Below are 25376 nucleotides of genomic sequence, written 5' to 3' on the forward strand. Positions count from 1 at the left end.
TCGTATGAATACAACGTATTCGAGCTTTACCTCCCTTGCGACCTTGTTCATCGCAGAGAGGTTTGAGCAATCCCCAGTCTCTTACGATCGCGACACGGTTATCACGTGGGGTGATTTCCAGCAGCACGTCGCAACACTTGCTCAGCAGTTAGAAACCCAACCAACGCAAAACATTGCGTTGTGTTTTGGCAACAGCTACCTGTTTGCCGTTGGCTTTTTTGCTTGTTGTTATACAGGAAAATCCATTGTATTACCTGGTAATTACCAACCAGAAGCACTCAAAGAGCTCAGTGAGCACTACGATTTGTTGCTGCATGATGCCGATGTCTCGGTTCCAGAATTGGTGAGCTCGCTTTTGATCGAAGCTCAATCATTGCTAGAAACCACCGTGATTAACGAGCCAGAGGCCAAACAACCTTATTTTTGGCGAGAATTAAACCTAGCGGAAATACCGGTAACGCTATTCACTTCGGGTTCAAGCGGCACACCAAAAGCCATTGCAAAAACGCTGAAACAGCTCGATATCGAAGTTGCTATTCTAGATAACCTGTGGGGCGACACGGTTGCCAGCACACACGTTGAAAGCACCGTTTCTCATCAACACATTTACGGCTTGCTGTTCCGCGTATTGTGGCCTTTGTGCTCCGCACGTCCATTTTCAGCACACAACCTTGAGTTCCCAGAGCAAATTGTCCATCACGCTGATGCTGACACCACGCTAGTAAGCAGCCCTGCGTTACTAAAACGACTCAGTGAAGAGCACAATCCGGTTGCGATTCGGTGCGTATTTTCTTCTGGTGGTCCCTTGCCAAACCAAGCCGCGCAGCACAGCCAGTTGTTGTTTGGGTCACTTCCTATTGAAGTGTTTGGCAGCACAGAAACCGGCGGCATCGCTTACCGTCAGCAGCACGAAGCCAGTACTCCCTGGACGTTATTCCCTGGTATTGAAGCCGAGCTTAACCATGAAAATTGTTTAAAGCTCCGCTCGCCACACATTGATGAAAACACTTGGTACCAAACTGCGGATGAATGCTATTTCCATGATAGTATTTCTTTTGAATTGCGTGGACGCACTGACCGAATCGTCAAAGTCGAAGAAAAGCGTATTTCCCTTGTCGAAGTGGAAAAACGTTTAGAGCAATTGCCGTGGGTTCAAGAAAGCGTGGTGATCCCAATGGAAAAATCTGGTCGCCTCACGTTAGTCTCGATCATCGTACTTAACGATCAAGGCAGCGATGTGCTTAATGAACTTGGTAAAGGCAAATTTTGGCTTGAGCTTCGCAAGGCACTGCGCAATTGGCTAGAACCGATCGCTATCCCGAGAAAATTCCGAGTGGTCGACGAAATTCCATTGAACAGCCAAGGCAAACGCCAAGTTGCTGAAATTGAAAAACTATTCCAATAAAGCTAGTAACATGGATAAAAGAAAACCAACTATTCAGAATATTGAAGTGAGTGACCATACCGCGGAGCTGTCGCTGCGAGTGGATGCTGACATCTTAGATTTCCAAGGTCATTTCAATCACTTCCCTCTTTTACCCGGCGTCACTCAAATTGATTGGGCGCTGTTCTACGCCGTTCAACATTTGAATACTCCCAAGGTATTTAAAGGAATGGAAGTCATCAAATTTCAAGAGCCGATTCTGCCAAACGCAGCCGTTTGCCTCTCACTCTCTTGGGACAATGAGCGCGAGAAATTGACCTTTAAGTACACATCGAAAAACGGTGAAACCTTGGTGACTCACTCGTCAGGAAAAATGAAACTGGGTGAGTCACGTGAGTGATTATCGTCCCTGCTTTTTAATTCCTTGCTACAACCACGGCAGCACAATTGCAGACGTGGTTGCGTCGTTATCCTCTTTCGCTTTGCCAGTGCTGGTCGTGGACGACGGCAGCAATGAAGACACCAAACAAGCGCTTTCTGCTTTGAGTGAGCAAGGGCTGATAAAACTGATTAGTTTGAGAGAAAACCAAGGCAAAGGTGGCGCGGTGATGGCAGGCCTACATCAAGCTCACCAACTTGGTTTTACGCACGCCATTCAAATCGACGCAGATGGTCAGCACGACCTAGAAGCATTGCCGAAATTGCTCAGCGCCAGCGAAACAAAACCAGATAACCTGCTTTCGGGCCAACCGATATACGACGAGAGCGTACCTAAATCCCGTTTGTATGGTCGCTACGCTACGCACGTTTGGGTGTGGATAGAAACCTTGTCACTGTCTATCAAAGACAGCATGTGTGGTTTTCGCGCCTACCCAGTGGCGAAAACGGTCGCCGTGTTGAACAAGTACAACATCGGCAAACGCATGGATTTTGATATCGAAATTCTGGTGCGAATGTACTGGGAAGGCGTCGATATTGATTTTGTTCCAACGCGCGTGATCTACCCTGAAGGTGGCATTTCCCACTTCGACGCATTGTGGGATAACGTCAAGATAAGCTGGATGCACACTCGCCTATTTTTTGGCATGTTGCCGCGCATTCCTTCGCTACTCGCCAGAAAGCGCCGTCACACAGACGACAGCAATGCCCACTGGTCGAAACGAAAAGAACAAGGCACGATTTTAGGCATCAAAACCTTGCTCGCGGTTTACCGCTTGTTCGGCAGAAAAGCGTTCGACCTGATTTTAAAGCTAGTCATGCGCTACTACCACTTCACGGGTAAATCAGCCCGCGAAGCGTCTGAGATTTACCTGCAAAACTTGCAGTACTACGCAGCGCAGCAGAACATCACACTACCAAAACAGTTGGACAGCTATCATCATCTGCTTTCTTTTGGGCGAACCATGCTCGACAAACTGGCAGCATGGCAAGGTGACTTTAATGTCGACAACCTAACCATTCACGGCCAACATCATTTCGAAGAGATGGCGCAGAAAAAACAAGGCGTGCTCATATTAGGCTCGCACCTTGGCAATATCGAACTCTGCCGCGCGCTTGGTCGTCGACACTCTCATGTCAAAATCAATGCCTTGGTATTTACCCAACACGCTGAACAATTTAATGCGGTAATGAAGGCGGTAAACCCAAATTCGGAACTGAATCTGATTCAAGTCAGCTCAATGGGACCAGACACCGCGATTCTGCTTCAACAAAAAATCGAGCAAGGCGAATGGGTAGTGATCGTTGGCGATCGCACTTCCACCAGTAAAGAAAATCGGGTCGTTTGGGCAGATTTTCTTGGTAAACCTGCACCATTCCCGCAAGGCCCATTCATGCTGGCCTCGGTATTAAAAGCGCCGGTTTACTTACTCTTCGGCCTACGCGACGATGAAGCGAACACTCCGCATTTTAATGTGTACTTTGAACACTTTAGTGACCAAGTCACGCTACCACGCAAGGAGCGTCAGCAGGCACTAGAACGCGTTGTTCAACAGTACGCACAAAGATTAGAACACCACACACTGCAAGCGCCGTTACAGTGGTACAACTTTTTTAACTTCTGGACTTTAAGTAATCAGCCACATGACAAACAACAATAATCACAACATCACTTTTGGTGCCCAATCTTTAACCATCGAAGATGTCGTTGCCATTGCTCAAGGTGCAAAGGCAAACATGAACACCTCGCCAGAATTTACCGCGAAAATTGATCGTGGCGTGGCGTTTCTGGAACGGTTACTGAAAGAAGAAGGCGTTATTTACGGCGTGACCACGGGTTACGGCGATTCATGTACTGTGGCGATTCCACCCGCTCTTGTGGATGAACTTCCGTTGCACCTTACACGCTTCCATGGTTGTGGCTTAGGTCAAATCCTTTCTCATGAGCAAGCTCGCGCGGTGTTGGCAACACGTTTATGTTCATTGTCGCAAGGCGTATCTGGCGTGTCTCACGATCTGTTAAACCAAATCGTTACGCTTATCAATCACGACATTGCGCCGCGTATTCCACAAGAAGGCTCGGTGGGCGCAAGCGGCGATTTAACGCCTCTTTCTTACCTAGCGGCGACCTTGATTGGCGAGCGTGAAGTGCTTTACAAAAGCGATGTGCGACCAACACAAGAAGTGTTCGCAGAGCTGGGCATTGAGCCAATTTGCCTAAAACCAAAAGAAGGTTTGGCGTTAATGAACGGTACATCCGTGATGACGGCCCTCGCCTGTCTTGCCTACAAACGTGCAGAATACCTAGCGCAGCTTTGCACCAAGATTACCGCAATGGTCTCTGTAGGTATGCAAGGTAACGATTTCCACTTTGATGAAGCGTTGTTTGCGGTAAAACCTCACCCTGGTCAACAGCAGGTTGCAGCTTGGCTGCGTGATGATCTCAATGCTGAGCGTCCGCCACGCAATAGCGACCGACTGCAAGATCGTTACTCGCTGCGTTGTGCGCCACACGTAATTGGCATGGTGCAAGACTCACTGCCTTGGCTACGTCAATTGATTGAGAATGAACTAAATAGTGCCAACGACAATCCAATTATCGATGGCGACAACGAGCGCGTTCTCCACGGCGGTCACTTCTACGGTGGTCATATCGCAATGGCGATGGATACGTTGAAAGTGAACATTGCCAACTTGGCTGATTTGCTGGACCGTCAGATGGCGCAACTGATGGATTACAAGTTCAATAACGGCCTGCCGTTTAACTTAACCGGTGCAGAAGGCGAGCGTAAACCGATCAACCACGGCTTTAAAGCGGTTCAGATTGGTATCTCAGCTTGGACGGCAGAAGCGTTGAAAAACACCATGCCAGCGAGCGTTTTTTCTCGCTCAACCGAATGTCACAACCAAGACAAAGTGAGCATGGGCACCATTGCGGCTCGTGATTGCTTACGCGTACTTGAGTTAACAGAGCAAGTTGCTGCGGCTTCACTCCTAGCAAGCGTTCAAGCGGTTGAGATTCGTCGTCGTCATAACGAATTGGACGAACACCACATGAGTCAGAGTTTGCGAGTAATTCGTGACGCCGTGCTGAGCGAGTTTGAGTTTGTGATTGAAGATCGCCCATTGGAAGAAGATTTGCGTCATTTCATTGAACGCATTCAGCAACGTCATTGGCCACTCTACGTGGAGGTATAATGCAAGAGCAGGTTCTCTACCCATTAGAAGCGGAGGTGACTATGGTCACCTCTTTTCAAGATGCTGACCCGATGGGCGTGATTTATCACGGCAACTTCTTTCGGTATTTTGAAGAAGCGCGTCGTGTGCTGATGGAGAAGATCCAATACAGCTATCGCGATATGCAAGACTCTGGGTATATGTGGCCGATCATCGACACGCGCGTTAAATACGTCAAGGCGATTCCGTTTAATCACACCATTCGCATTACCGCGCAACTCACGGAGTGGGAAAACCGCTTGCGTGTGGATTACGTGATTTACGACGCCGAAACGAATCAACGTATGTGCAAAGCGCATACAACGCAAGTCGCCGTATCCATTGAAAAGCAAGAGATGTGCTTTGTTTCTCCAGCAGTCTTTTTAGATAAAGTAGAGCAATGGCACAACCATGGGAGCCTGAACTAATGCAAAAGTGGTTACTCTCTTTTTTGTTGATATTTTCTGTTCCAGCACTGGCCACACCGACAGCAAACGTAACGGATTTGGCATCGCTTCAACAGCAGTTGTCTCAGCATGAAATCGTACGCGGAGATTTTACGCAGCAGCGTCATCTGGAAATGTTTAGTCAACCTTTAACCTCTAAAGGTCAGTTCACACTGAGCAAAACACATGGCTTGTTGTGGCAACAAACTGAACCTTTCGCAGTCAATTTGGTATTGACGGAAAACAAACTTCGTCAGACTTTTGCCGACCAAGCTCCGAAAACGATTTCTGCTGAAGAAAACCCAATGGCGTTCTACTTTAGCCATGTGTTTTTATCCGTGTTCCACGGGGATACTTCTGCACTGCAAGAACAATTCACACTCGATTTTTCAGTTGAGAACAATCAATGGCAGCTCGTTTTAGTGCCAAAACAGTCGCCATTAAATGCGGTGTTTCAATCCATCACTCTTTCCGGTAAAACGCACATTGATCGCCTAACCCTACAAGAGCTGCGTGGCGATAAGACCGAAATCACGTTTACGAACCAGACCTCTCTACCTCAGGAACTCACGGATGCCGAAGACGCTCAATTCCGTTTCTAAACTCAGTCTTGGCACTCATACCTTTGCTCTGGTTTGGCTCAATCTCGTTGTTTTAGCGGGCGCGTTGCTACTCAAACAATGGGTTTGGAGCGCAGAATCTCCGATTGAGACCAACATTTTAAAACTGTTGCCGAAGAACCAACAAAACCCAGTGGCTGAGCAAGCCTTTGAGTCGGTCTCGGCAAGTATGAGCGACAAAGTCATTTTCGTGATCACAGCGCCGGACAAAAATGCCCTTTTTGCAGCGGCCACTGAATTTGATAAGGGGTTACGACAAAGTAATCATTTTCGCGATGTGGTGGGAAAAATCTCACCTCAAGAGCAGCAAGCTTGGGCGAGTTACTACTTTAAGCACCGTTTCCAATTGCTGACGCCTGAACAACGAGAGCGTTTAAGCCAAAATCCAGAACAGCAAGTGCAGCATGTGATTCAGTCTCTGTACAACCCGTTTTCTGGAGTGACTGGGCAAGAGTTACAAAATGATCCTTTCTTGCTATTTCGTGATTATTTAAGCCAAGTTACCCAGCAATCGTCCTCTTTCCGATTGGATAACGGCTATCTGTCCGTCGAAAAAGACGGTGCTCAATACTTGCTTATTACTGCTGAGCTAAAAGACTCGCCTTATAGCCTAACTGGGCAGCTTGCCGTCCCTGACATTCAAGCGCTAGAGCAAAGCGTCGCGCAGAAATATGGCGCTAAAGTGGCACATACTGGCGTTCTATTTTACGCCGACTTTGGTACGCAAAGTGCCAAATCGGAGATCAGTACCATCGGTGTGTTCTCTCTGCTCGGTATCATTGCATTGCTCGTGTTGGTCTTTCGTAGTGTGATGCCACTGTCTCTGGCACTGCTTTCCATCACCATTGGTTTGCTCGTTGCGCTGTCCGTTACGACGTGGATTTTTGGAAAAGTCCATCTGTTCAGCTTAGTGTTTGGCGCAAGTTTAATCGGTGTGTCTATCGACTACGCATTCCACTACCTAACGGAACGTCTTGCGGCGGGAAATGAATGGGATAGCGAGCAAGGGTTAAAGCATATTTTCATCGCTATCACACTGGGCTTAATCACCAGTTTGATCGGCTATTTGGGCATGTTAGTGGCACCGTTTCCTGGTTTGCAGCAGCTTGCGCTGTTTTCATCCATTGGTCTGATTGCCGCTTACATCACAGTGGTGGCTTGGTATCCGATACTGGCTCGTAACCCATCGCGCTCCATTTCGAATTTACCGGGACAATCACTGTTGGCGAAATGGTTAACGCTTTGGAATCAACCTCGAATTAAAGTCGGATTACCGATGTTATGTGTGGTTGCGAGTGGCTTTTTCTTGCTGCAATTGAACTACGATGACGACATTCGTCTGCTGCAAACGATGCCGAACGATCTCAAGCAGCAAGAAACCTTGATTACGACGCTCAGTGGCATGCAATCTTCGCAGCAAATGTTGGTCGTTACCGCCGACGATGACGAAAACCTAATGAAAAAACTGGAGTCTTTGACGCCAACATTAGAAGCGTGGAAAGCGGACAGCACCATCGAAAGCTACCAGAGTCTGAGCCGCTACTTGAGCTCAGTTGAACGTCAGCAACACGACTATCAATTGATTCACGACCTTTACGCGACACAATCCAGCCCACTTGCATCCGGACTGGGCTTAAATAAAAAGCCGAAAATGGACGCCGACTTTATCCCTGTCACGGTTGATCAGTACTTGCAAAACCCAGTATCAGCGCCTGTGCGTTTTCTCCATTTGGGTAAAATTAAAGGAAAATCGGCAACGGTAGTGGTGTTAAACCAATTGCAAGACTCCGCCGTTGTTAAGTCTTTTGCCAAATCGCAGCCTGACGTTGTCTACCTAAACAAAGCAGAAGAAATTTCCGCCCTATTTGGTGAATACCGAATCAAAATCATGGAGCTGTTGGCAGCCGCCAGTACTGTGATCTTTCTGGTGTTAATCAAGCGGTACGGTCTGCAACACAGTTGGCGAGTTTTACTGCCATCATTGATTGCTTGCGCCTGCGGTCTGGCAACTGCTGTCGCGATGGGAACAACATTAAACCTGTTCAACTTGCTTGGCTTGGTGCTCATTCTTGGTATCGGGATCGATTACACTCTGTTCTTTGCCGAGAAAGCCCGCAGTGTGAGTACACTATTGGCGATCACCCTTTCGGCAATGACCACTGTGTTGTCATTTGGGTTGCTGTCACTCAGCCAAACTCACGCGATTCATAGTTTCGGCATTACGGTATTAAGTGGTATTTTTGTCGCTTGGCTGCTCTCTCCGATTGCAATTAAAACAGAGGAAACGACGTCATGATTTTCAATCACGCCTTTCGCTGCGCGACGTTATTCGCACTGAGTCTGTTATTAAGTGCATGCAGCTTGGTACCTCACCAATCGACGCCTCAGGTCGACATTGACGAGCACACCCAAGTTAGCTTACCCACTCCCGCAAGCTTGGGCTATCAGTTGTCTGCCAGTCAGTTAATTACGGCTTCTTGGGCAATAGATGGTAAAACCACATCTGAGCAACTTCCGGTACAACTGCAAGTGACCAACAACGAAGTGGTGTTGGCAGGCTTTTCATCCTGGGGGACAAGAGTACTCTCACTGTCTTACGATGGAGAACAAATTCAAACCGAAGTGCTCAACGGTTTACAAGGTTCGCTACCGCAGCCAGAACAGGTATTATTTAACCTGATGATCACGCTCTGGCCGAGTTCCGCTTGGGAAGGATCGTTAAATGAGGTAAGGTGGCGAATTATTGATAAAAATAATTCTCGCGCCATCTTTGATAGCGACGGTGAAAAGATCATTGAGATTCAATACAGCTCTTCTAACAAGTTAGAGGGTAAGATTGATTTTCATCACCTCAAACATCAGTTTTCAATTTCTATTCAAACACTGCAACATCAGATTAATTAAGAACAATTTAGAATAACAATATGCCTATTCGCTCTTCTCAACCTTTGTATATTCAGGCCTGTGGCTTTCACTCTGCCATGGGACAAGATGATGCGCTCATCCACCAGTGTTTATCGGGAGCGAAGCCATCCAACATGGTGGTTGACCGAGATATTTTAAATTCAGGCCGCCAAACAGTAATCGGTCGAATCGCACAGACGTTACCGCAATTACCACCCGCACTCAGCCAGTTTGATACGAGAAACAACCGCCTCGCACTTTCGGCTTTGCAGCAAATCGAAGGCGACGTGCGTGACGCCATTGCTAAATATGGTCGTGACCGTATCGCAGTCGTGATCGGCACCAGCACATCTGGCATTTCAGATGGCGAAATCGCATTTGGTGAAAAGCTGGCAAAGGGTAATTTTCCTGCCGACTACCATTACACCAAACAAGAGCTTGGCAACTGCAGCGATTTTATTGCCGCCTACTTTGATTTGAGCGGCCCACATTACTCAGTTTCAACCGCCTGTTCTTCTAGTGGCCGTGTCTTTTTAACCGCGCAACGCCTGATTCGCTCTGGCATTGTTGATGCGGTTATTGTGGGTGGTGTGGATACCATTTGTCGCCTCACACTAAACGGCTTTAACGGTTTAGAAGCTCTATCCGATAGCCTTTGTAAGCCGTTTGACCAACATCGCAACGGCATCAATATCGGTGAAGCCGCAGCATTAATGTTGCTAAGCAAAACACCTGCGCCCGTTGCTCTTCTCGGAGCTGGCGACAGCTCAGACGCACACCATATTTCCGCACCACATCCAGAAGGGTTAGGCGCAGAAGAAGCGATGAAAAAAGCGTTGGCCAATGCAGGACTTACAGCGCAAGACATTGGTTACATCAACGCGCATGGCACAGCAACGCCGTTAAACGATGCGATGGAAAGCAAAGCCATTCATCGCTGCTTTGGTGACTCCGTTCCCGTAAGCTCGACAAAGCCACTTACCGGACACACATTAGGCGCAGCAAGTGCAACGGAAGCCGCGATCGCTTGGCATATTCTCAAGTACAACCTTGATTTGCCAATACAACACTGCGAAACCAAAGCAGACGATATCCATATATCGTTAGTTGAGACGCCAACCAAACTGGATAACAAAGCGATTCTCAGCAACTCTTTTGCTTTTGGTGGCAATAATATTAGTCTTATTTTTGGTTACGCTCATGACTAAACTTCCTCCCATCGAACAACTTTTGCCACACGACAAACCAATGATCTTGGTTGATCGTGCTTTGGATGTTCAACAAGATACGATTCACTGCCAGGTTGATATCGGAGAACACAACCCGTTCTTCGACTCGGCCTCTCAAACTGTGCCAGCTTACGTTGGCATTGAGTTTATGGCGCAATCTGTCGCGGCGTGGTCTGGTTACCACGCATTAATGAAAGAACAAGCGCCACCGATTGGCTTTTTGCTTGGTAGCCGTCGATACACGTCTGAATGCGATACGTTTTCTCGCGGACAAATGCTCGATGTGTATGCCGAAAAAATCATGGAAGATAACGGTATGGCGGTTTTTTCAGCCCGTATTGAGCTACAAGGAACTGTTGTAGCGACTTGCCAATTGAACGTTTACGTTCCATCAGAAGAAAAATTACAAGAAATGAAAATCAGGAGTCAACAATGACCCGACAAGTCCTCGTTACAGGTGCCAGCAAAGGCATCGGTAAAGCCATTGCCGTTCAATTAGCCAAAGATGGTTTCCAAATCATTGTCCATTACATGGGCGATCAACAAGGCGCGCAAGACACCCTAAACACCATCGAACAGCATGGTGGTAGCGGTCGTCTTATCCAATTCGACATCAGTGACCGTGCAGATTGTCGTGAGAAGCTCGAAGCCGATATCGCCGAACACGGCGCTTACTATGGCGTAGTAAACAACGCTGGCATCACAAAAGATACCGCTTTCCCTGCGATGACCGAAGAAGAATGGGATGGCGTGATTCATACCAACCTAGATAGCTTCTACAACGTTCTTCACCCTTGTGTTATGCCAATGGTGCAAAGGCGTAAAGGTGGTCGAATTGTTACCCTTGCATCAGTCTCTGGCCTGATGGGTAACCGTGGTCAAACCAACTACAGCGCAGCAAAAGCGGGTGTAATTGGTGCGACAAAATCACTCGCACTTGAACTGGCAAAACGCAAAATCACCGTTAACTGCGTTGCACCGGGACTTATCGACACAGGCATGGTAGACGAACACGTAAAAGAACACGCGATGCCGCAAATTCCTTTGCGCCGCATGGGAGAACCAGAAGAAGTCGCTGGTTTAGTCAGTTACCTTATGTCTGACATCGCAGGCTATGTAACTCGCCAAGTCATTTCGGTAAACGGAGGCCTAGTATGAACCGTCGAGTCGTTGTAACCGGAATGTCGGGCGTGACTGCGTTTGGTAACGATTGGCAATCTGTCGAACCAAAACTGCGTGACTGCCAGAACGCGACGCAATACATGCCTTCTTACGAACAGTATGATGGTTTGAACACCAAGCTCGCGGCACCAATTTTAGATTTTGAACTGCCAAAGCACTACAAGCGCAAGCAAGTACGCGGCATGGGGCGTGTTTCTAAATTGGCGACCGTCGCAACAGAAAACGCACTGAGCCAAGCAGGTTTGATTGGTAACGACGTACTCACCAATGGTCAAACGGGTATCGCATACGGCTCATCAACAGGCAGTACTGACGCAATCGGTGCATTTGGTGTCATGCTGAATGAGAAAACCACCAAAGCGATCACCGCAACGACTTACGTGCAGATGATGCCGCATACCACAGCAGTGAACGTTGGTCTATTTTTTGGTTTGAAAGGCCGAGTGATCCCAACCAGCAGTGCATGTACCTCTGGCAGCCAAGCAATCGGCTACGCCTACGAAGCGATCAAACATGGCTACCAAACGGTAATGGTTGCTGGTGGCGCTGAAGAATTGTGCCCAACGGAATCCGCTGTCTTCGATACCCTTTTTGCCACCAGTCTGAAGAATGAAGACCCGAAAAGCACACCAAGACCTTATGACTCCGATCGCGATGGTTTGGTGATTGGTGAAGGTGCGGGAACGCTAGTTCTGGAAGAGTACGAACACGCCGTCGCTCGTGGCGCGAAAATCTATGCAGAAATCATCGGTTTTGCCAGCAACTGTGATGCCGCACACGTCACTCAACCACAGATGGAAACCATGCAAATCTGTATGGAAATGGCTTTGCAAAACGCGGGCATTCCTGCTGAGAAGATCGACTATGTATCTGCTCACGGCACTGCCACCGACCGCGGCGATATTGCGGAAAGCAACGCAACAGCGAATGCTCTGGGCAAAGTGCCAATCAGTTCACTCAAGAGCTACTTTGGCCACACACTAGGCGCCTGTGGCGCGATTGAAGCGTGGCTAGGTTTAGAAATGATGCACACAGGTTGGTTTAACCCAACGCTCAACCTAGAAAACCTCGACGAGCAATGTGGCGATTTAGACTACATCGCCGGACAAGGCCGAGAGCTGGACGTGAAATATTTGATGAGTAACAACTTCGCCTTTGGCGGCATCAACACCTCCATCATCTTTAAAAAGATGTAATGCCCTTAGTAAATGCAAAAGCGCTGGTTAACCAGCGCTTTTTTGTTGGTGGCTATCCAGATTGCTAGAAATTGCAATGGCTAGAATGCCATTCAAAAGTTGTAGATAGAGTGGCAATTACAGCCAAAAACCTAAAAACGACAAAGCCCCGACAACTCAAAGAGTTATCGGGGCTTTTGAATAAATGGCACGCCCTATTGGATTCGAACCAATGACCACATCCTTAGAAGGGACGTGCTCTATCCAGCTGAGCTAAGGGCGCGCTACAGGGACAGGATTATACGAGTTCAAACGGGTAAATCAACGGGTTTTCATAACATTCTGATCTGAATGCCTAAAAAAAGTCCATTAAAACGCTTAATGTTCAAAAACACCACAAAGCAAACGTTTGCGTATGGATGTTGATAAGAAATTCTGCGACAATGCGCCGCAGATAATCTGCCTTCTTAATTTATAAGGAAAGTCATGACTGCTCAAAATATAGACGGAACTCTCATTTCCCAAACTGTTCGATCCGAAGTGGCTGCACGTGTTAAAGCACGTGTTGAAGCTGGGCTACGTGCTCCTGGTTTAGCAGTGGTTCTAGTTGGTGAAGATCCTGCCTCTCAGGTTTATGTCGGTAGCAAACGCCGCGCATGTGAAGAAGTTGGGTTTGTTTCTAAGTCTTTTGACCTTCCTGCGTCTAGCTCAGAAGAAGAGTTACTAGCGCTGATTGATGAATTAAACAATGATGATGAAATTGACGGCATTCTAGTGCAATTACCCCTTCCTGCGGGCATAGACACAACACATGTTTTAGAGCGCATTCACCCAGAGAAGGACGTGGATGGCTTCCACCCTTATAACGTTGGCCGTCTTGCGCAACGTATTCCAAAGCTTCGCTCTTGCACGCCAAAGGGCATCATTACCCTACTCGACCGTTACAACATTGAGCTACGTGGTAAGCATGCGGTTGTGGTTGGCGCATCAAACATTGTTGGTCGTCCAATGACACTTGAGCTGCTGCTTGCGGGCTGCACAACAACAACATGTCACCGTTTTACCAAAGACCTAGAGAGTCATGTGCGTCAAGCTGACGTTGTCGTGGTTGCGGTTGGTAAACCTAACTTCATCCCTGGTGAGTGGATTAAAAAAGGCGCAGTGGTGGTCGATGTCGGTATTAACCGTCTTGATTCAGGCAAACTAGTTGGCGACGTGGAATACGACAAAGCACGTGAAAGTGCGAGCTTTATTACTCCTGTTCCTGGTGGCGTTGGCCCAATGACCGTCGCAAGTTTAATTGAGAACACGATGCTCGCTTGCGAACAGTTCCACACAGACAAATAACGTAAATTTCAGATACGAAAAAGGCTCCGCAAGGAGCCTTTTTGCTAATTGTTGATATCTATTTCAATTACAGACTTAAAATCACGCCCGCAATAGAAGCGCTCATTAAGTTCGCCATGACACCAGCGATAATCGCACGGAAACCATGCTTAGAAACAAATGCACGCTTTTCTGGTACCAAAGAGCCCAACCCACCAATCAGCATCGCCATGCTTGAGATATTTGCAAAGCCACACAAAGCAAACGTCACGATTGCTTGTGAGTGTTCACTAAGTTGAGACTTCACTTCTGCAAGCTGGATGAAAGCGACGAACTCATTCACCACAATCTTGTTACCAATCAGCGAGCCTGCTGTGGTTGCTTCTTGCCATGGTATACCCAACAACCAAGCGACTGGCGCAAACACAAAACCTAGGATGAGCTCAAAACTTAATGGTGTCCCAATCAGATCACCTATCCAGCCTAACATGCCGTTTAGCATTGCAATGACACTAATAAACGCCAGTAACGTACCACCGACCGATACAGCAATGCGTACACCCGCCATGGCACCATCGGCTAATGCTTCTACTACGTTGGTTGCACGTGGAATTTCAACTTGGCTAATGTCGATATCTGCTGCTTTATCCGTATCTTCTGGCATTAAAATTTTTGCCATCAACAAGCCGGCAGGTGCCGACATAAATGCAGCAGCAATAAGATAGTTGAGGTCGACACCCAGTGATGCGTAACCAACCAACGTTCCGCCAGCAACTGACGCTAAACCACCTGTCATAACTGCAAAGAACTGCGAGTCAGTCATGTGTTTTAGGTAAGGCTTTACCATTAATGGTGCTTCAATGGTGCCAACAAAGATATTCGCCGTAGCAGACAAAGACTCAGCACGACCGATACCCAGCAGCTTTTGAATACCACCACCGATAAAGTTAATGATTTTTGGCATCACACCAATGTGATAAAGACCTGAGATAAGAGAGGAGAAGAAAACGATGATACCCAGAACATTGATCGCAAAGGTGAAGCCCCCTGTCGCCAAATTACCGAATAAAAACGCAATGCCCTCTTGACCATAGTTGATCAAATTCGACACAACACTGCTCACTGAATTCAGCGCATCTCGTCCTGCTGGTACATATAAAACCAACAACGCAAACAGTACCTGCAAAGCAAACGCAAACGACACCGTTCTCAGCTTTATATTTTTTCTATTTGTAGAAAGTAGCCATGCTAGGAATAGTATGGCTACGATACCAATAATTGAGTTCATAAAATGAATCCGACAGAAGGGGGATATAGAAGGCACCGGATTGTATAGCGGACTCAAAATGCTGCAAGTTGAGGATGTTAACAGTGTGAAAAGTTTAAGCGACCAATAACTAACCAACAAAATAACCAATTGAATTTATTGAAGATAAACGTTTGCTTATTTTAATTGTTTCCATATGGAAAATATGTTTCTGATTCAGGAAAAATTTTTGTGAAGTGAATCACCTTATGTGTCGTTCTACAACGTCATTGATCCTGTTATTTAGGAATAGAGATGTAAGGCGCCAAACGTTGGTCCCAATGACAAGGGTTGCCGATCTTCTGTTTGATAAAGTTAATCACTGCGGATATTTTTTTTGGCATATGCTGGCGGCTTGGGTATACCGCATAAAACGGCATCGACTGGCTGGCTTTCCAATCAGGTAACAGCTGTATTAACTTACCCGTTCTGAACTCATCACCCAGCAAGTAAGTGGCAAGGTAGGCAATACCCCAACCTGCAATAGCCGCATCCCGAACGGCTTCTGCCAGATCTACTGAATAGTTACCCGAGACTTTTACGTTCAATTCTTGCTGATCTTTGGTAAACGCCCACCCCGTATAGTCACGCTCCCAGCTTCTGTATATGAGGCAGTTGTGAGCAGATAGGTCATCCGGTTCTGTTGGCGTGTCATGTTTCAATAAGTAATCTGGCGATGCCGCAACAACAAACTGGCAATCCGTCAAACGCTGCGCAATGTAACCTTCAGGCAAATGCTCGTTGTTGGTTACCCATAAATCGAGCCCTTCGGCTAACATATCGACCTTATAGTCAAACAGATGTACTTCCACTTGAAGTTGAGGATACAGTTCGCGTAACTCTTGAATCGCTGGAATAATGTGTAAGGTACCAAATGATTGCGACAACCCAAGACGTACCAAACCTGCCACTTCATCCCGCTGGGTTTCCATCTCTAATGTGGCGCTGCTCACCGCTTGTACCACTTGCTCACAGTGATGAAAAAAGGTTTTCCCTGCCTCAGTCGGCGTAAAGCTTCGCGTAGTGCGTTGAACAAGCTTGATACCAAGAGACGCTTCTAACTGACTCAACTGTTTACTCACATGAGACACCGACACGCCTAAGCTCTTTGCAGCAGCTGTGAAGCTTTTGTGTTTAAGAAGAGCGGAGAAAATCACCATTTGTGCGGCACGTTCAGATAACACGCTTTACCTCGATTTGGTTATAGAAAAAACAAAGGGCTCCGAAGAGCCCTTGTATTGAAGACTGAATGCCAAATTGTTTGATGGCAGATCAGTATTTAATGCGGTCAGCCAAGTGACTCACAGCAAGTGCGAAGTAGTAAGAGCGGTTCCACTTCATCAATACGTTGTAGTTATTGTAAACCAGATACGTACGACCATTCTCGTCGTCCGGCATGATCAACCATGCTTTGATGTCTTCATCCAGTTTTGGCAACGGGCTACCGTCATATTTTGTGATACCTAATTGGCTCCACTCTTGAAGGTATTTGCCTTTTTCAGCCGTGCGCCCTTCTAGGCTGCGATCAATATTTTTAGGAACCTTAACTTGGCGACCCCAAGTATATTTATCATCCCAACCAGACTTGCTCAAATAGTTAGCGGTTGATGCAAACACGTCCGCTTCAGATTGCCATATGTCTTTTTTACCATCACCGTTGCCGTCAGCAGCAAAACGAAGGAAAGAGCTTGGCATAAACTGGCATTGACCCATCGCACCAGCCCATGAGCCTTTAAAGTTCTCTAGCTCAATATGGCCTTGATCGAGGATCTGAAGTGCCGACATAGTCTCTTTACGGAAAAACTCTTCACGACGGCCTTCAAATGCCATTGTGGATAGTGCATCAATCACTTTAAAGTTGCCGGTAAACTTACCAAAGTTACTTTCAACTCCCCAAAGTGCCACAATAAAGCGCGGGTGGACACCGTACTCATCGCCTATACGCTTTAGCTCGGTGTAATGCTCTTTGTAGAGTTGTCTGGCTTGCTTCACCTTCCATTCAGGCACCGCGCGAGGAATGTACTCATCCAATGTCAGTTTCTTTTCTGGTTGGTTTCGGTCCGCTTTTACTGCTCGGGGCTTGTACTCAACATTAGCAAAAGCAGCACTAATGACCTGCTCTGAGATACCTTTATCACGAGCTTCAGCACGCAGCTTATTCAAGTATTCATCAAAACCCTCGCTACTTGCAAAAACCGAGGTACACATACCAACGCTAAGCATGGTAGCCAGTATCTTTTTCATATTGCCCTCCTTGAGCAAGGCAGAAATCCCAGATGAAAAACGATGACGTTATTCGCCTTTCTGCTGGGCTTTTTGTTCTTTGTACTTTTCTAATAGGTTCTCCGGCGGCGGTGGAACCTGAAGAAAGAAGCCATCATTTTGTAATGAAGCCTTCACTTTTTCGATATCAACTTGTGCCAATTTACGGCCATCAAGTTTAATCGTCATGACAGCGATAGGCTTACCGAACATCTGCATTAAGGTGTCAGGAACCTGTGAAAAGTCATCCTTTTTCGGAATATAGAGATAAGTACCTTCTTTTTTCGAGCTTTTATAAATAGAACAAAGCATGACACGCCTTTTATGCTGATTTAGCCGCGTTGAGTGCGGATTAGGTTGAAAACGTCAAATTCTCGCAAACTTAATAGCAAATTTGAGATTAATTCACCTATTTACCCACGAGAGAACTTGCTGCGTCAAAGGATGAAATATAACATGACATACCTAGTTTAAGGCAACGCTCTTTCAATAAAGGCAAGAAGTCCACGATGACCCATTCACCAGACCTTAAAGGTAGCAGTTTTACATTGTCAGTTTTACACCTTTCTGACAATGAGATCGCAAAGACTGTCGAATTTTTGCAAGAAAAAGTTTCTCAAGCACCTTCTTTTTTTGCATCCGCGCCTTTGGTAATCAATATAGCAAAAGTACAAGGCGACATTGATTTCCCTAAGCTTAAACAAGGCATCTCAGATGCTGGTTTTATTCCGGTCGGTGTAACGGGCTGTAAAGACAAGCGTGTACAAAACCTTGCTTCCGAAGCTGGCTTCGCCATTATGTCGGCGAGCAAATCGCCAAGCCAAGCACCTGCCAAAATGGCACCAACGAAAGTAGTTCGTACGCCTGTCCGCTCAGGACAACAGATCTACGCAAAAGATGGTGATTTGGTGGTGCTAGCGCACGTAAGTGCAGGTGCTGAAGTCATTGCTGACGGCTCTATTCATATCCATGGCACACTTCGAGGTCGTGCGATTGCAGGAGCAAGTGGTCAGCAGGAAGCGCGTATTATTTGCCACGATTTACAAGCAGAACTGGTATCCATTGCGGGTGACTACTGGTTAAGCGATCAAATTGAAAGCGAGTACTGGCAAAAGAAAGTAATGATCAGTAAAGCCGATGAATCATTACATTTAGAAGTTCTCGCGATTTAATCTAAAAAGGAAAAAAAATGGCACGCATTATTGTAGTAACGTCTGGTAAAGGTGGCGTTGGTAAAACCACTTCAAGCGCAGCCATCGCCTCTGGTCTAGCTCTTAAGGGAAAAAAGACCGCGGTGATCGATTTTGACATCGGTTTGCGTAACCTCGATCTAATCATGGGCTGTGAGCGCCGCGTCGTGTATGACTTTGTGAACGTCATTAACGGCGAAGCGACATTAAACCAAGCGCTGATCAAAGATAAGCGCACGGACAACCTATTTATTCTTCCTGCTTCTCAAACTCGTGATAAAGACGCACTGACAAAAGATGGTGTTCAGCGCGTATTCGGCGAACTTGATGAAATGGGCTTTGATTTCATTATTTGTGATTCACCAGCAGGTATCGAGCAAGGCGCGTTAATGGCCTTGTACTATGCCGATGAAGCCATTGTCACAACGAACCCAGAAGTCTCTTCTGTACGTGACTCTGACCGCATTCTCGGTATTTTAGATTCTAAGTCACTGCGTGCAGAGCAAGGGCTAGAGCCAGTAAAACAGCACCTGTTACTGACTCGCTACAACCCATCTCGCGTCACTCAAGGCGAAATGCTAAGCGTTGAAGACGTAGAGGAGATCTTACATATTCCACTACTGGGCGTGATTCCAGAAAGCCAAGCCGTGCTTAACGCGTCAAACAAAGGTGTGCCAGTCACTTTTGACGATAACACCGATGCGGGTATGGCTTATTCTGACACCGTTGATCGCTTATTAGGCAATCAGGTTGAATTTCGTTTCCTTACTGAGGAGAAGAAAGGACTCTTTAAACGACTCTTTGGAGGCTAGACATGTCATTATTAGAATTTTTCCGTCCACAGAAGAAAACTTCTGCGAATCTAGCTAAAGAGCGTTTGCAAATCATTGTCGCAGAGCGCCGCAGCCAAAATGATCCTGCGCCGTCTTACTTGCCTCAATTAAAAGAAGACATCTTGAAGGTGATCAGCAAGTACGTGGCAATTGATCCAAATATGGTTGACTTAACATTTGAGCACAAAGACGACGATATCTCAGTTCTTGAGCTGAATGTGAAGCTACCAGACGAAGAAAAGTAATCAGTTTCTCTCGCCAGACGAATGCTCTAATTAGAACGAAAAAGGTTGGCATCGAGGCCAACCTTTTTCATCTTTCATTACTTTAATGCTTTATTCATCTTGTCGCCGAGTAAATCCAAACGCCACCCTTGCATCAAATCAGGCAATACTTCTGAGTCACGATCTTTTTTCCAAACCCAACTGATCAACTGATTGATCTGCTTTTTAGAGGCAAGGAACTCCGTGGCTAAACCTGACTTCTGCGAAGCCGATTTCACCAAGTCTTTCATATTTTTGAAGACCTGCTTGTAACCCGGATAGTCCATTAAACGCTCAATTTTCGCAGGATACTCTTCAGAAGGTGTTTGCTTCGCTTGCTTAACAATCGCGGCAATCTTCGCGCCATGGCGGTTAATCGCTCGGATATCAATATCTTCTGCTTCCATCTTCTTAAAGTTCGTTAAACCAAGACGAGCGACCGTTAATAGATCACCTTCTTTGAAGATAAAGTTCAGCGCTAAATCTCGTTTGATTGCTTCACGATAACGCCACGTCGCCAATGGCTTTAAAATAGCCAGCTCAGAAGGTTTTAATTGCCAAGCGCCCTTAATATCAAGGTAGGCATTCTCTTCATTGGTTACGCGAATACGTTTCGAAACGAGTAAATCACTTTCTTGCTGTACAGCTTCCCACCAACCTGCTTGCGTCACCTTATCGAACAGCTTTTCGTATAACGGTAACAAGTAATGAACATCTGCGGCAGCATAATCTAATTGCTTTTGTGTCAGTGGACGAGCCATCCAGTCGGTACGTGATTCACTTTTGTCGAGCTCTACGCCTAAATATTCTTCCACCAGCGATGCGAAGCCTGTCGATAGGCCGTGACCGAGAAAAGCGGCCATCAGCTGCGTATCCACCATAGGGAATGGTGTACAACCAAAAGCGTTTTGGAAAACTTCTAAATCTTCACCACATGCGTGCAGCACTTTTAGCACAGAAGTATCTTTTAATAGCGCTACAAACGGCGTCATATCCGTTAATTCAGTCGGATCAATCAGCGAGAGGCGATTACCATCGAAAAGCTGAATCAGACCTAACTGCGGGTAGAAAGTGCGAATACGAACGAATTCGGTATCCAGCATCACTACGTCTGCCTCTCGGGCATGAGTGCAAACCTCTTCTAGGTCTTTGTTTTTAGTAATAATTTGATAGTTCACATACTTCTCGCTATAAAAAATGCCAGCAAAACGCTGGCATTCTATCATTTTTTAAATCTCTCGACTCGACGAAATCGGCTTATGCGCTTTTCTTCGCAAGTTCAGCGTCATTCTCTTCGCGTAAAACACGACGCAAGATCTTACCGACATTGGTTTTAGGTAAGTCTTCGCGGAACTCAACCAACTTCGGAACTTTGTAGCCAGTTAGGTGTTCTCGACAATGCGCGATCACTTCGTCTTTGGTCAAGCTCGGATCGCGTTTCACGACATAAATCTTCACTAATTCACCAGACACTTCATGCGGCTGACCAATAGCAGCAACTTCAAGTACTTTGCCGTGAAGTGCTACAACGTCTTCGATTTCGTTCGGGTAAACATTAAAGCCTGATACTAAGATCATGTCTTTCTTACGGTCAACGATATGCAGGAAGCCTTCGTCATCGAACTTAACGATGTCGCCAGTTGATAGCCAGCCGTCTTCGTTAATCGTATCTTTCGTTGCTTCAGGTCGTTGCCAGTAACCTTGCATAACCTGAGGACCACGAACTTGAAGTTCACCAGTTTCAGTATTCGCAAGAGCGTTGCCTTCTTCATCCACGATACGAACTTCTGTTGATGGTACCGGCAGACCAATAGAGCCATTGTATTCAACAAGATCATGCGGATATGCCGCCACCAACGGAGAACACTCTGTTAGACCGTAACCTTCGAGCAAATAGCAACCCGTGGTCTTTTGCCATCTTTCTGCCACTGAGCGCTGCACTGCCATGCCGCCGCCAACGGCTAAACGTAGATTACTGAAATCCAACTCGTGGAAATCTTCATTATTGACCAATGCATTAAATAAGGTATTCACGCCCGTAATCGCAGTAAACGGATGCTTTTGTAGCTCTTTCACGAACCCTGGAATATCTCTTGGGTTGGTAATAAGTAAGTTACGACCACCCATTTCAACAAACAGCAGACAGTTTACGGTAAGAGCAAATACGTGATACAGCGGTAACGCTGTCACGACTAATTCACGCCCCGGAGATAAAACCGGTCCGTACGCGCCTTTTGCCTGTAGAACGTTCGCAATCATGTTGCGGTGAGTCAGAATCGCGCCTTTCGCGACACCTGTCGTCCCCCCCGTATATTGCAGGAATGCAATGTCATCCCCAGACATAAACGGTTTAACGTATTGTAGACGACGACCTTTACGTAGAGCCTGACGCATTGAGATTGCACCAGGTAAATCGTACTTAGGCACCATGCCCTTAACGTACTTCACGACAAAATCGACAATCGTACCTTTCGCTCGTGGCAGCATTTGACCAAGACTGGTTAACACTACGTGTTTGACTGGTGTTTTATCGACAATTTGTTCTAGCGTGTTCGCAAAGTTAGACACAATCACAATCGTCGTCGCACCTGAGTCATTCAATTGGTGTTCAAGTTCACGAGGAGTGTAAAGTGGGTTAACGTTTACGGCGATACAACCTGCACGCAAAATACCAAATAATGCTACTGGGTATTGCAGTAAGTTTGGCATCATCAGAGCAACGCGGTCACCCTTTTGCAGTTTTAACTCGTTTTGCAGATACGCTGCGAATGCGCGACTACGCTCTTCCAATTTACGGAAGGTCATAACCGAGCCCATGTTCATGAATGCTGGTTGGTCTGCATATTTTTGTACAGACTGTTCAAACATTTCTACCAAAGACTCATATTGCTCTGGATTAATGGTTTCAGGTACGTCACTTGGATAACGTGAAAGCCATGGTTTATCCACGATGTTACTCCTCGTTTATAACTGGCTAAAAAATAGCGTCCTTTTTATTTTGAAAGCTATTACAGCACAGCGAACGTGCTTGAGCACGCAACTCTCAAACACTTGTTTAAATTTTGTTAACTACACCAAGAATTCGCGTTGCGACCTCGAGTATTTGCTCTAAATGACAGTGATGACCACCCTTGACAGAAACCACTTGCGGTGGGTTCTCTCCCCAATCAGCTTGGTTAGATGGTAAATTCTGAAATCCTTGATCGCCTAATACAATCAAATGAGGACAACGTATTTGGCTGGTAATCGAGTTAGCATGCGCTTGCGCCATTCGGTAAAGCGACGCACATTTTAACTTGGCGTCATGCCGCCAATACCATTTATCTCCTCGCTGCTCTGTTCCACGCTCGACTATCGGTAGAAGCTGCTCAGCGGTTAATTGGTTGGCTTGCATGCGTAATTTTAACGCCAGATCGAAGGAGGCAATGGCTCGCTCTGGCTTGTTTTGCTGTCTTATTCGACTTAAAACGCCATCGCGAAGACGAGGCAAACTGTTAATAGGCTCTTCAGTAAGAGGTCCTGCTCCCTCAATTTGCACAAGACCTTCGACCTGCTCTGGAAACGCAGCACTATAGCAACTTGCGATTAAAGCACCAAGTGAATGCCCTACTAATATCAGTCTGTTTGGTGATAATTCGTCCAAAAACTGATACAAATCGGCAATATAGTCGTGAAAGGGGTAATAATTATCGTGAGATTTATGACTCGATAAACCGTGACCAAAATGATCGATGGCGAGGAGGTGTAAGTGAGGATTAAGTTGATTCAACTGCTCCATGAGCGCTTTAAAGCTGCCCGCATTATCTAACCACCCATGAAGAAAAACGACTGACAAGTCAGCCGTTTTCTCGTTCCCTATCTCAAGGGCTGCCATTTTGCCGGCAGGAAGCTCGAATTGACGCTCATGCATCGCAGATTATTTGACCTGTTTTATCACTTTACCGTCTTGTGGGAAATCATTACGCCACATGCGGCAGTTAATCGAGTAACATGGGTAAAAGTAGGTTGGCGAGTCATACATGCGTACACGTTCTTCAATTTTCCATAAACGGTACCCTTCCCCCTTAATTACCGGGAAGATGTAACCGTGCTCACCGATCTTTCCTTCTTCTTCCCCTGCTCCTTTGCCTACAACCGTCACCAAACGGCCTTCACTAAAGGCGACAGGCTCTAAATAGCCATCAAAATAGGCGACAAAACGCCCCGTAGGCTCTTCATCAATATCAGGTTTACCAGACTTACTGATAGGAAGGTTTACAATCTCTAGACGCGTTTTATCTTTAAAGTTATCCACTTTAGCGATGATTCCACCAAGGCGAACATCTTCACTCACTTGCCCCTGAGACTCAGCAAAAGCTTTATAGTCTGTAACGACCAATTCTGTGCTTGCATTTAGCTCCTCTGGCAACGAGCTACACGCAGACAAACCAACCGTAGCAAATAATGCGAGAAAAAACCGTCCAAAAACCTTCATAAACCACCTTTCAATATTAGTAACCCCAAGCTGGGGAGATCTCACACGTAAATATCGACACCAAGTAATTGAGCCAGTTCCTCTTTTTTAGCTCGATTCATGACATCCATGTACTGCTCCATTGCTTTACGTGCGCCCCCTTCAGGAAGGTCATATTGCACTTGAGCTCGGTGAATTTGGGACTCATCCACGTGTTTTATGGAGTGCGCCACGGCGTTAGCAACCTTTGAAGGCTGACCTACAGGCTGCTTTGTTTGTGATTTATTTACCTGCTTCTTTTGACTGGCTTTATTAGTGCGATTTGCACCGGGAATCAAAGAAGGAGGCAAGCCATTAATCGACGCCATAGCACTCCGTAAAAATACAGGGCAAACGCCCTGCTTTTTGTCAGGTTAATGAAAAACGGACTATTCGCGACCAGGAAGTTTTTTCCATGTCACATTATCACGTAAATAAACAGGGCTCGAATCTTCGACCGGCACGGTATTACCCTTTTTAAATTCTTGTTCAGCAAGAATCACAATGTCTTGTGAATCAGGGTACAGAACGTCACCATGCGTCAAATTAAACGGTAGGTCTGCTAATACTTCTTGGTAAGCATCCCAACCAGTACCTGCTGTCGTCCACGTTTTGTCGTCTGCTTGTGCTTCTTCAACTAGACGTGCTGGTGGAATTACGCACTCTGCATCCATCTCTGCCCACTCACCGTTTGCTTGGCGAGTGTAACGTGCCCAGTAAACTTCACCCATACGTGCATCAATGGCCACAGCGACATCGGTCACACCATGTAAGCGATAGCTACCTTGAGCCATTGCAGCCAGCGTTGAAACGCCGATCATAGGTAAGTCAGCACCGAACGCCAAACCTTGTGCGATACCAATACCGATACGAACGCCAGTAAAGCTACCTGGACCACGTCCAAACGCTAACGCATCCAGCTCTTGTAGAGTCAGGCCAGCTTCTTTGAGTACTTCATCAACCATTGGCAGTACTTTTTTGGTGTGATCGCGTGGTGCAACCGCGCTACGTGAAATCACTTGATCATTAGCCAACAACGCAACTGAACAGTTTTCAGTCGCTGTATCGATAGCAAGAATTTTTGCGCTCATTTAACTCTCTACAACTTTC

Annotated in this window: 26 protein-coding genes and 1 tRNA gene; 16 read left to right on the forward strand and 11 right to left on the reverse strand. The window is 46.5% G+C overall.

Annotated elements, in window-relative coordinates:
* The first annotated feature begins 4 nt into the window (after positions 1 to 4).
* From R7Q39_RS16015 to R7Q39_RS16070, 12 genes are read left to right on the forward strand one after another with little or no spacing between them, the layout of a single operon-like run.
* Positions 5 to 1405 (forward strand): AMP-binding protein, encoded by a 1401-nt coding sequence (locus R7Q39_RS16015; RefSeq protein ID WP_315956910.1) that lies wholly within the window; start codon positions 5 to 7, stop codon positions 1403 to 1405.
* Positions 1406 to 1415: 10 nt separating this feature from the next.
* Positions 1416 to 1784 (forward strand): 3-hydroxyacyl-ACP dehydratase, encoded by a 369-nt coding sequence (locus R7Q39_RS16020; protein WP_053315508.1) that lies wholly within the window; start codon positions 1416 to 1418, stop codon positions 1782 to 1784.
* Positions 1777 to 3483 (forward strand): glycosyltransferase family 2 protein, encoded by a 1707-nt coding sequence (locus R7Q39_RS16025; protein ID WP_318076443.1) that lies wholly within the window; start codon positions 1777 to 1779, stop codon positions 3481 to 3483. Before R7Q39_RS16020 ends, R7Q39_RS16025 begins: the two co-directional genes overlap by 8 nt.
* Positions 3467 to 5020: a histidine ammonia-lyase gene (hutH, locus tag R7Q39_RS16030; RefSeq protein ID WP_318076444.1), complete on the forward strand. Its 1554-nt coding sequence runs from the start codon at positions 3467 to 3469 to the stop codon at positions 5018 to 5020. The genes R7Q39_RS16025 and hutH overlap by 17 nt, the downstream gene beginning before the upstream one ends.
* Positions 5020 to 5466 (forward strand): acyl-CoA thioesterase, encoded by a 447-nt coding sequence (locus tag R7Q39_RS16035; RefSeq protein ID WP_005388315.1) that lies wholly within the window; start codon positions 5020 to 5022, stop codon positions 5464 to 5466. Before hutH ends, R7Q39_RS16035 begins: the two co-directional genes overlap by 1 nt.
* The gene (locus R7Q39_RS16040; RefSeq protein WP_017634795.1) at positions 5466 to 6086 is read left to right on the forward strand and encodes a LolA family protein; all 621 of its coding nucleotides are present in this window, start codon (positions 5466 to 5468) and stop codon (positions 6084 to 6086) included. The genes R7Q39_RS16035 and R7Q39_RS16040 overlap by 1 nt, the downstream gene beginning before the upstream one ends.
* A complete protein-coding gene (locus R7Q39_RS16045; protein WP_318076445.1) occupies positions 6058 to 8400 on the forward strand; it encodes an MMPL family transporter in 2343 nt (780 codons plus the stop codon). Before R7Q39_RS16040 ends, R7Q39_RS16045 begins: the two co-directional genes overlap by 29 nt.
* Complete coding sequence (locus R7Q39_RS16050) at positions 8397 to 9008, forward strand: DUF3261 domain-containing protein (protein ID WP_158173734.1); 612 nt, start codon at positions 8397 to 8399, stop codon at positions 9006 to 9008. Before R7Q39_RS16045 ends, R7Q39_RS16050 begins: the two co-directional genes overlap by 4 nt.
* 20 nt (positions 9009 to 9028) lie before the next feature.
* Positions 9029 to 10216 (forward strand): beta-ketoacyl-[acyl-carrier-protein] synthase family protein, encoded by a 1188-nt coding sequence (locus R7Q39_RS16055; RefSeq protein ID WP_262606281.1) that lies wholly within the window; start codon positions 9029 to 9031, stop codon positions 10214 to 10216.
* Positions 10209 to 10673: a hotdog family protein gene (locus tag R7Q39_RS16060; protein ID WP_158173732.1), complete on the forward strand. Its 465-nt coding sequence runs from the start codon at positions 10209 to 10211 to the stop codon at positions 10671 to 10673. Before R7Q39_RS16055 ends, R7Q39_RS16060 begins: the two co-directional genes overlap by 8 nt.
* Positions 10670 to 11395: a 3-oxoacyl-ACP reductase FabG gene (gene fabG, locus R7Q39_RS16065; RefSeq protein WP_262606280.1), complete on the forward strand. Its 726-nt coding sequence runs from the start codon at positions 10670 to 10672 to the stop codon at positions 11393 to 11395. Before R7Q39_RS16060 ends, fabG begins: the two co-directional genes overlap by 4 nt.
* Complete coding sequence (locus R7Q39_RS16070) at positions 11392 to 12615, forward strand: beta-ketoacyl-ACP synthase (RefSeq protein WP_021452981.1); 1224 nt, start codon at positions 11392 to 11394, stop codon at positions 12613 to 12615. Before fabG ends, R7Q39_RS16070 begins: the two co-directional genes overlap by 4 nt.
* Positions 12616 to 12800: 185 nt before the next feature.
* Here the strand turns inward: R7Q39_RS16070 and R7Q39_RS16075 are convergent.
* Positions 12801 to 12877 (reverse strand) — tRNA-Arg (locus R7Q39_RS16075).
* A gap of 203 nt (positions 12878 to 13080) precedes the next feature.
* On the opposite strand from R7Q39_RS16075, the gene folD reads away from it, so the two are divergent.
* Complete coding sequence (gene folD, locus R7Q39_RS16080) at positions 13081 to 13941, forward strand: bifunctional methylenetetrahydrofolate dehydrogenase/methenyltetrahydrofolate cyclohydrolase FolD (protein ID WP_005382297.1); 861 nt, start codon at positions 13081 to 13083, stop codon at positions 13939 to 13941.
* Positions 13942 to 14008: 67 nt separating this feature from the next.
* On the opposite strand, the gene R7Q39_RS16085 is transcribed toward folD, so the two are convergent.
* The 4 genes from R7Q39_RS16085 to R7Q39_RS16100 all read right to left on the reverse strand — a co-directional run bounded on the left by R7Q39_RS16085 (position 14009) and on the right by R7Q39_RS16100 (position 17800).
* Positions 14009 to 15208, reverse strand: coding sequence for a NupC/NupG family nucleoside CNT transporter (locus R7Q39_RS16085; RefSeq protein WP_005382298.1), 1200 nt, complete (start codon positions 15206 to 15208; stop codon positions 14009 to 14011).
* A gap of 257 nt (positions 15209 to 15465) precedes the next feature.
* Complete coding sequence (locus R7Q39_RS16090; protein ID WP_017634801.1) at positions 15466 to 16410, reverse strand: LysR family transcriptional regulator; 945 nt, start codon at positions 16408 to 16410, stop codon at positions 15466 to 15468.
* An 88-nt stretch (positions 16411 to 16498) separates the two neighbouring features.
* Complete coding sequence (locus tag R7Q39_RS16095) at positions 16499 to 17470, reverse strand: lytic transglycosylase domain-containing protein (protein ID WP_033906907.1); 972 nt, start codon at positions 17468 to 17470, stop codon at positions 16499 to 16501.
* A 48-nt stretch (positions 17471 to 17518) separates the two neighbouring features.
* Positions 17519 to 17800: a YcgL domain-containing protein gene (locus R7Q39_RS16100; RefSeq protein ID WP_005382303.1), complete on the reverse strand. Its 282-nt coding sequence runs from the start codon at positions 17798 to 17800 to the stop codon at positions 17519 to 17521.
* Between the two features lie 197 nt (positions 17801 to 17997).
* On the opposite strand from R7Q39_RS16100, the gene minC reads away from it, so the two are divergent.
* From minC to minE, 3 genes are read left to right on the forward strand one after another with little or no spacing between them, the layout of a single operon-like run.
* Positions 17998 to 18660, forward strand: coding sequence for a septum site-determining protein MinC (minC, locus tag R7Q39_RS16105; RefSeq protein ID WP_005382304.1), 663 nt, complete (start codon positions 17998 to 18000; stop codon positions 18658 to 18660).
* A 17-nt stretch (positions 18661 to 18677) separates the two neighbouring features.
* Positions 18678 to 19490 carry a septum site-determining protein MinD gene (gene minD, locus R7Q39_RS16110; protein WP_005388331.1) on the forward strand — a complete coding sequence of 271 codons (813 nt, stop codon included), beginning with the start codon at positions 18678 to 18680 and terminating at the stop codon, positions 19488 to 19490.
* A gap of 2 nt (positions 19491 to 19492) precedes the next feature.
* Positions 19493 to 19756 carry a cell division topological specificity factor MinE gene (minE, locus tag R7Q39_RS16115; protein WP_005388332.1) on the forward strand — a complete coding sequence of 88 codons (264 nt, stop codon included), beginning with the start codon at positions 19493 to 19495 and terminating at the stop codon, positions 19754 to 19756.
* A 77-nt stretch (positions 19757 to 19833) separates the two neighbouring features.
* Here the strand turns inward: minE and rnd are convergent, their stop codons facing one another.
* The 6 genes from rnd to tsaB all read right to left on the reverse strand — a co-directional run bounded on the left by rnd (position 19834) and on the right by tsaB (position 25357).
* The gene (gene rnd / locus R7Q39_RS16120; RefSeq protein WP_080960103.1) at positions 19834 to 20952 is read right to left on the reverse strand and encodes a ribonuclease D; all 1119 of its coding nucleotides are present in this window, start codon (positions 20950 to 20952) and stop codon (positions 19834 to 19836) included.
* Between the two features lie 79 nt (positions 20953 to 21031).
* Positions 21032 to 22723, reverse strand: a complete 1692-nt coding sequence (fadD, locus tag R7Q39_RS16125; protein WP_005382216.1) for a long-chain-fatty-acid--CoA ligase FadD — start codon at positions 22721 to 22723, stop codon at positions 21032 to 21034.
* Positions 22724 to 22829: 106 nt separating this feature from the next.
* Entirely contained in the window at positions 22830 to 23684 is an 855-nt protein-coding gene (locus R7Q39_RS16130) for an alpha/beta fold hydrolase (RefSeq protein ID WP_047102882.1), read from the reverse strand.
* A 6-nt stretch (positions 23685 to 23690) separates the two neighbouring features.
* Positions 23691 to 24248 (reverse strand): Slp family lipoprotein, encoded by a 558-nt coding sequence (locus R7Q39_RS16135; protein WP_005382214.1) that lies wholly within the window; start codon positions 24246 to 24248, stop codon positions 23691 to 23693.
* Positions 24249 to 24289: 41 nt separating this feature from the next.
* Positions 24290 to 24595 (reverse strand): hypothetical protein, encoded by a 306-nt coding sequence (locus tag R7Q39_RS16140; RefSeq protein ID WP_047102883.1) that lies wholly within the window; start codon positions 24593 to 24595, stop codon positions 24290 to 24292.
* A gap of 60 nt (positions 24596 to 24655) precedes the next feature.
* Complete coding sequence (tsaB, locus tag R7Q39_RS16145; protein WP_033906910.1) at positions 24656 to 25357, reverse strand: tRNA (adenosine(37)-N6)-threonylcarbamoyltransferase complex dimerization subunit type 1 TsaB; 702 nt, start codon at positions 25355 to 25357, stop codon at positions 24656 to 24658.
* Between the last annotated feature and the right edge of the window lie 19 nt (positions 25358 to 25376).

The sequence above is a fragment of the Vibrio sp. 947 genome (assembly GCF_033339115.1).
GTDB classification, from domain to species: Bacteria; Pseudomonadota; Gammaproteobacteria; order Enterobacterales; family Vibrionaceae; genus Vibrio; species Vibrio alginolyticus.

Coding starts and splice junctions, on each gene's coding strand:
- R7Q39_RS16015 (WP_315956910.1), top strand. CDS start 5: ATGAATACAACGTATTCGAGCTTTACCTCCCTTGCGACCTTGTTCATC.
- R7Q39_RS16020 (WP_053315508.1), top strand. CDS start 1,416: ATGGATAAAAGAAAACCAACTATTCAGAATATTGAAGTGAGTGACCAT.
- hutH (WP_318076444.1), top strand. CDS start 3,467: ATGACAAACAACAATAATCACAACATCACTTTTGGTGCCCAATCTTTA.
- R7Q39_RS16035 (WP_005388315.1), top strand. CDS start 5,020: ATGCAAGAGCAGGTTCTCTACCCATTAGAAGCGGAGGTGACTATGGTC.
- R7Q39_RS16040 (WP_017634795.1), top strand. CDS start 5,466: ATGCAAAAGTGGTTACTCTCTTTTTTGTTGATATTTTCTGTTCCAGCA.
- R7Q39_RS16045 (WP_318076445.1), top strand. CDS start 6,058: ATGCCGAAGACGCTCAATTCCGTTTCTAAACTCAGTCTTGGCACTCAT.
- R7Q39_RS16050 (WP_158173734.1), top strand. CDS start 8,397: ATGATTTTCAATCACGCCTTTCGCTGCGCGACGTTATTCGCACTGAGT.
- R7Q39_RS16055 (WP_262606281.1), top strand. CDS start 9,029: ATGCCTATTCGCTCTTCTCAACCTTTGTATATTCAGGCCTGTGGCTTT.
- R7Q39_RS16060 (WP_158173732.1), top strand. CDS start 10,209: ATGACTAAACTTCCTCCCATCGAACAACTTTTGCCACACGACAAACCA.
- fabG (WP_262606280.1), top strand. CDS start 10,670: ATGACCCGACAAGTCCTCGTTACAGGTGCCAGCAAAGGCATCGGTAAA.
- R7Q39_RS16070 (WP_021452981.1), top strand. CDS start 11,392: ATGAACCGTCGAGTCGTTGTAACCGGAATGTCGGGCGTGACTGCGTTT.
- folD (WP_005382297.1), top strand. CDS start 13,081: ATGACTGCTCAAAATATAGACGGAACTCTCATTTCCCAAACTGTTCGA.
- R7Q39_RS16085 (WP_005382298.1), bottom strand. CDS start 15,208: ATGAACTCAATTATTGGTATCGTAGCCATACTATTCCTAGCATGGCTA.
- R7Q39_RS16095 (WP_033906907.1), bottom strand. CDS start 17,470: ATGAAAAAGATACTGGCTACCATGCTTAGCGTTGGTATGTGTACCTCG.
- R7Q39_RS16100 (WP_005382303.1), bottom strand. CDS start 17,800: ATGCTTTGTTCTATTTATAAAAGCTCGAAAAAAGAAGGTACTTATCTC.
- minC (WP_005382304.1), top strand. CDS start 17,998: ATGACCCATTCACCAGACCTTAAAGGTAGCAGTTTTACATTGTCAGTT.
- minD (WP_005388331.1), top strand. CDS start 18,678: ATGGCACGCATTATTGTAGTAACGTCTGGTAAAGGTGGCGTTGGTAAA.
- minE (WP_005388332.1), top strand. CDS start 19,493: ATGTCATTATTAGAATTTTTCCGTCCACAGAAGAAAACTTCTGCGAAT.
- R7Q39_RS16130 (WP_047102882.1), bottom strand. CDS start 23,684: ATGCATGAGCGTCAATTCGAGCTTCCTGCCGGCAAAATGGCAGCCCTT.
- R7Q39_RS16135 (WP_005382214.1), bottom strand. CDS start 24,248: ATGAAGGTTTTTGGACGGTTTTTTCTCGCATTATTTGCTACGGTTGGT.
- R7Q39_RS16140 (WP_047102883.1), bottom strand. CDS start 24,595: ATGGCGTCGATTAATGGCTTGCCTCCTTCTTTGATTCCCGGTGCAAAT.
- tsaB (WP_033906910.1), bottom strand. CDS start 25,357: ATGAGCGCAAAAATTCTTGCTATCGATACAGCGACTGAAAACTGTTCA.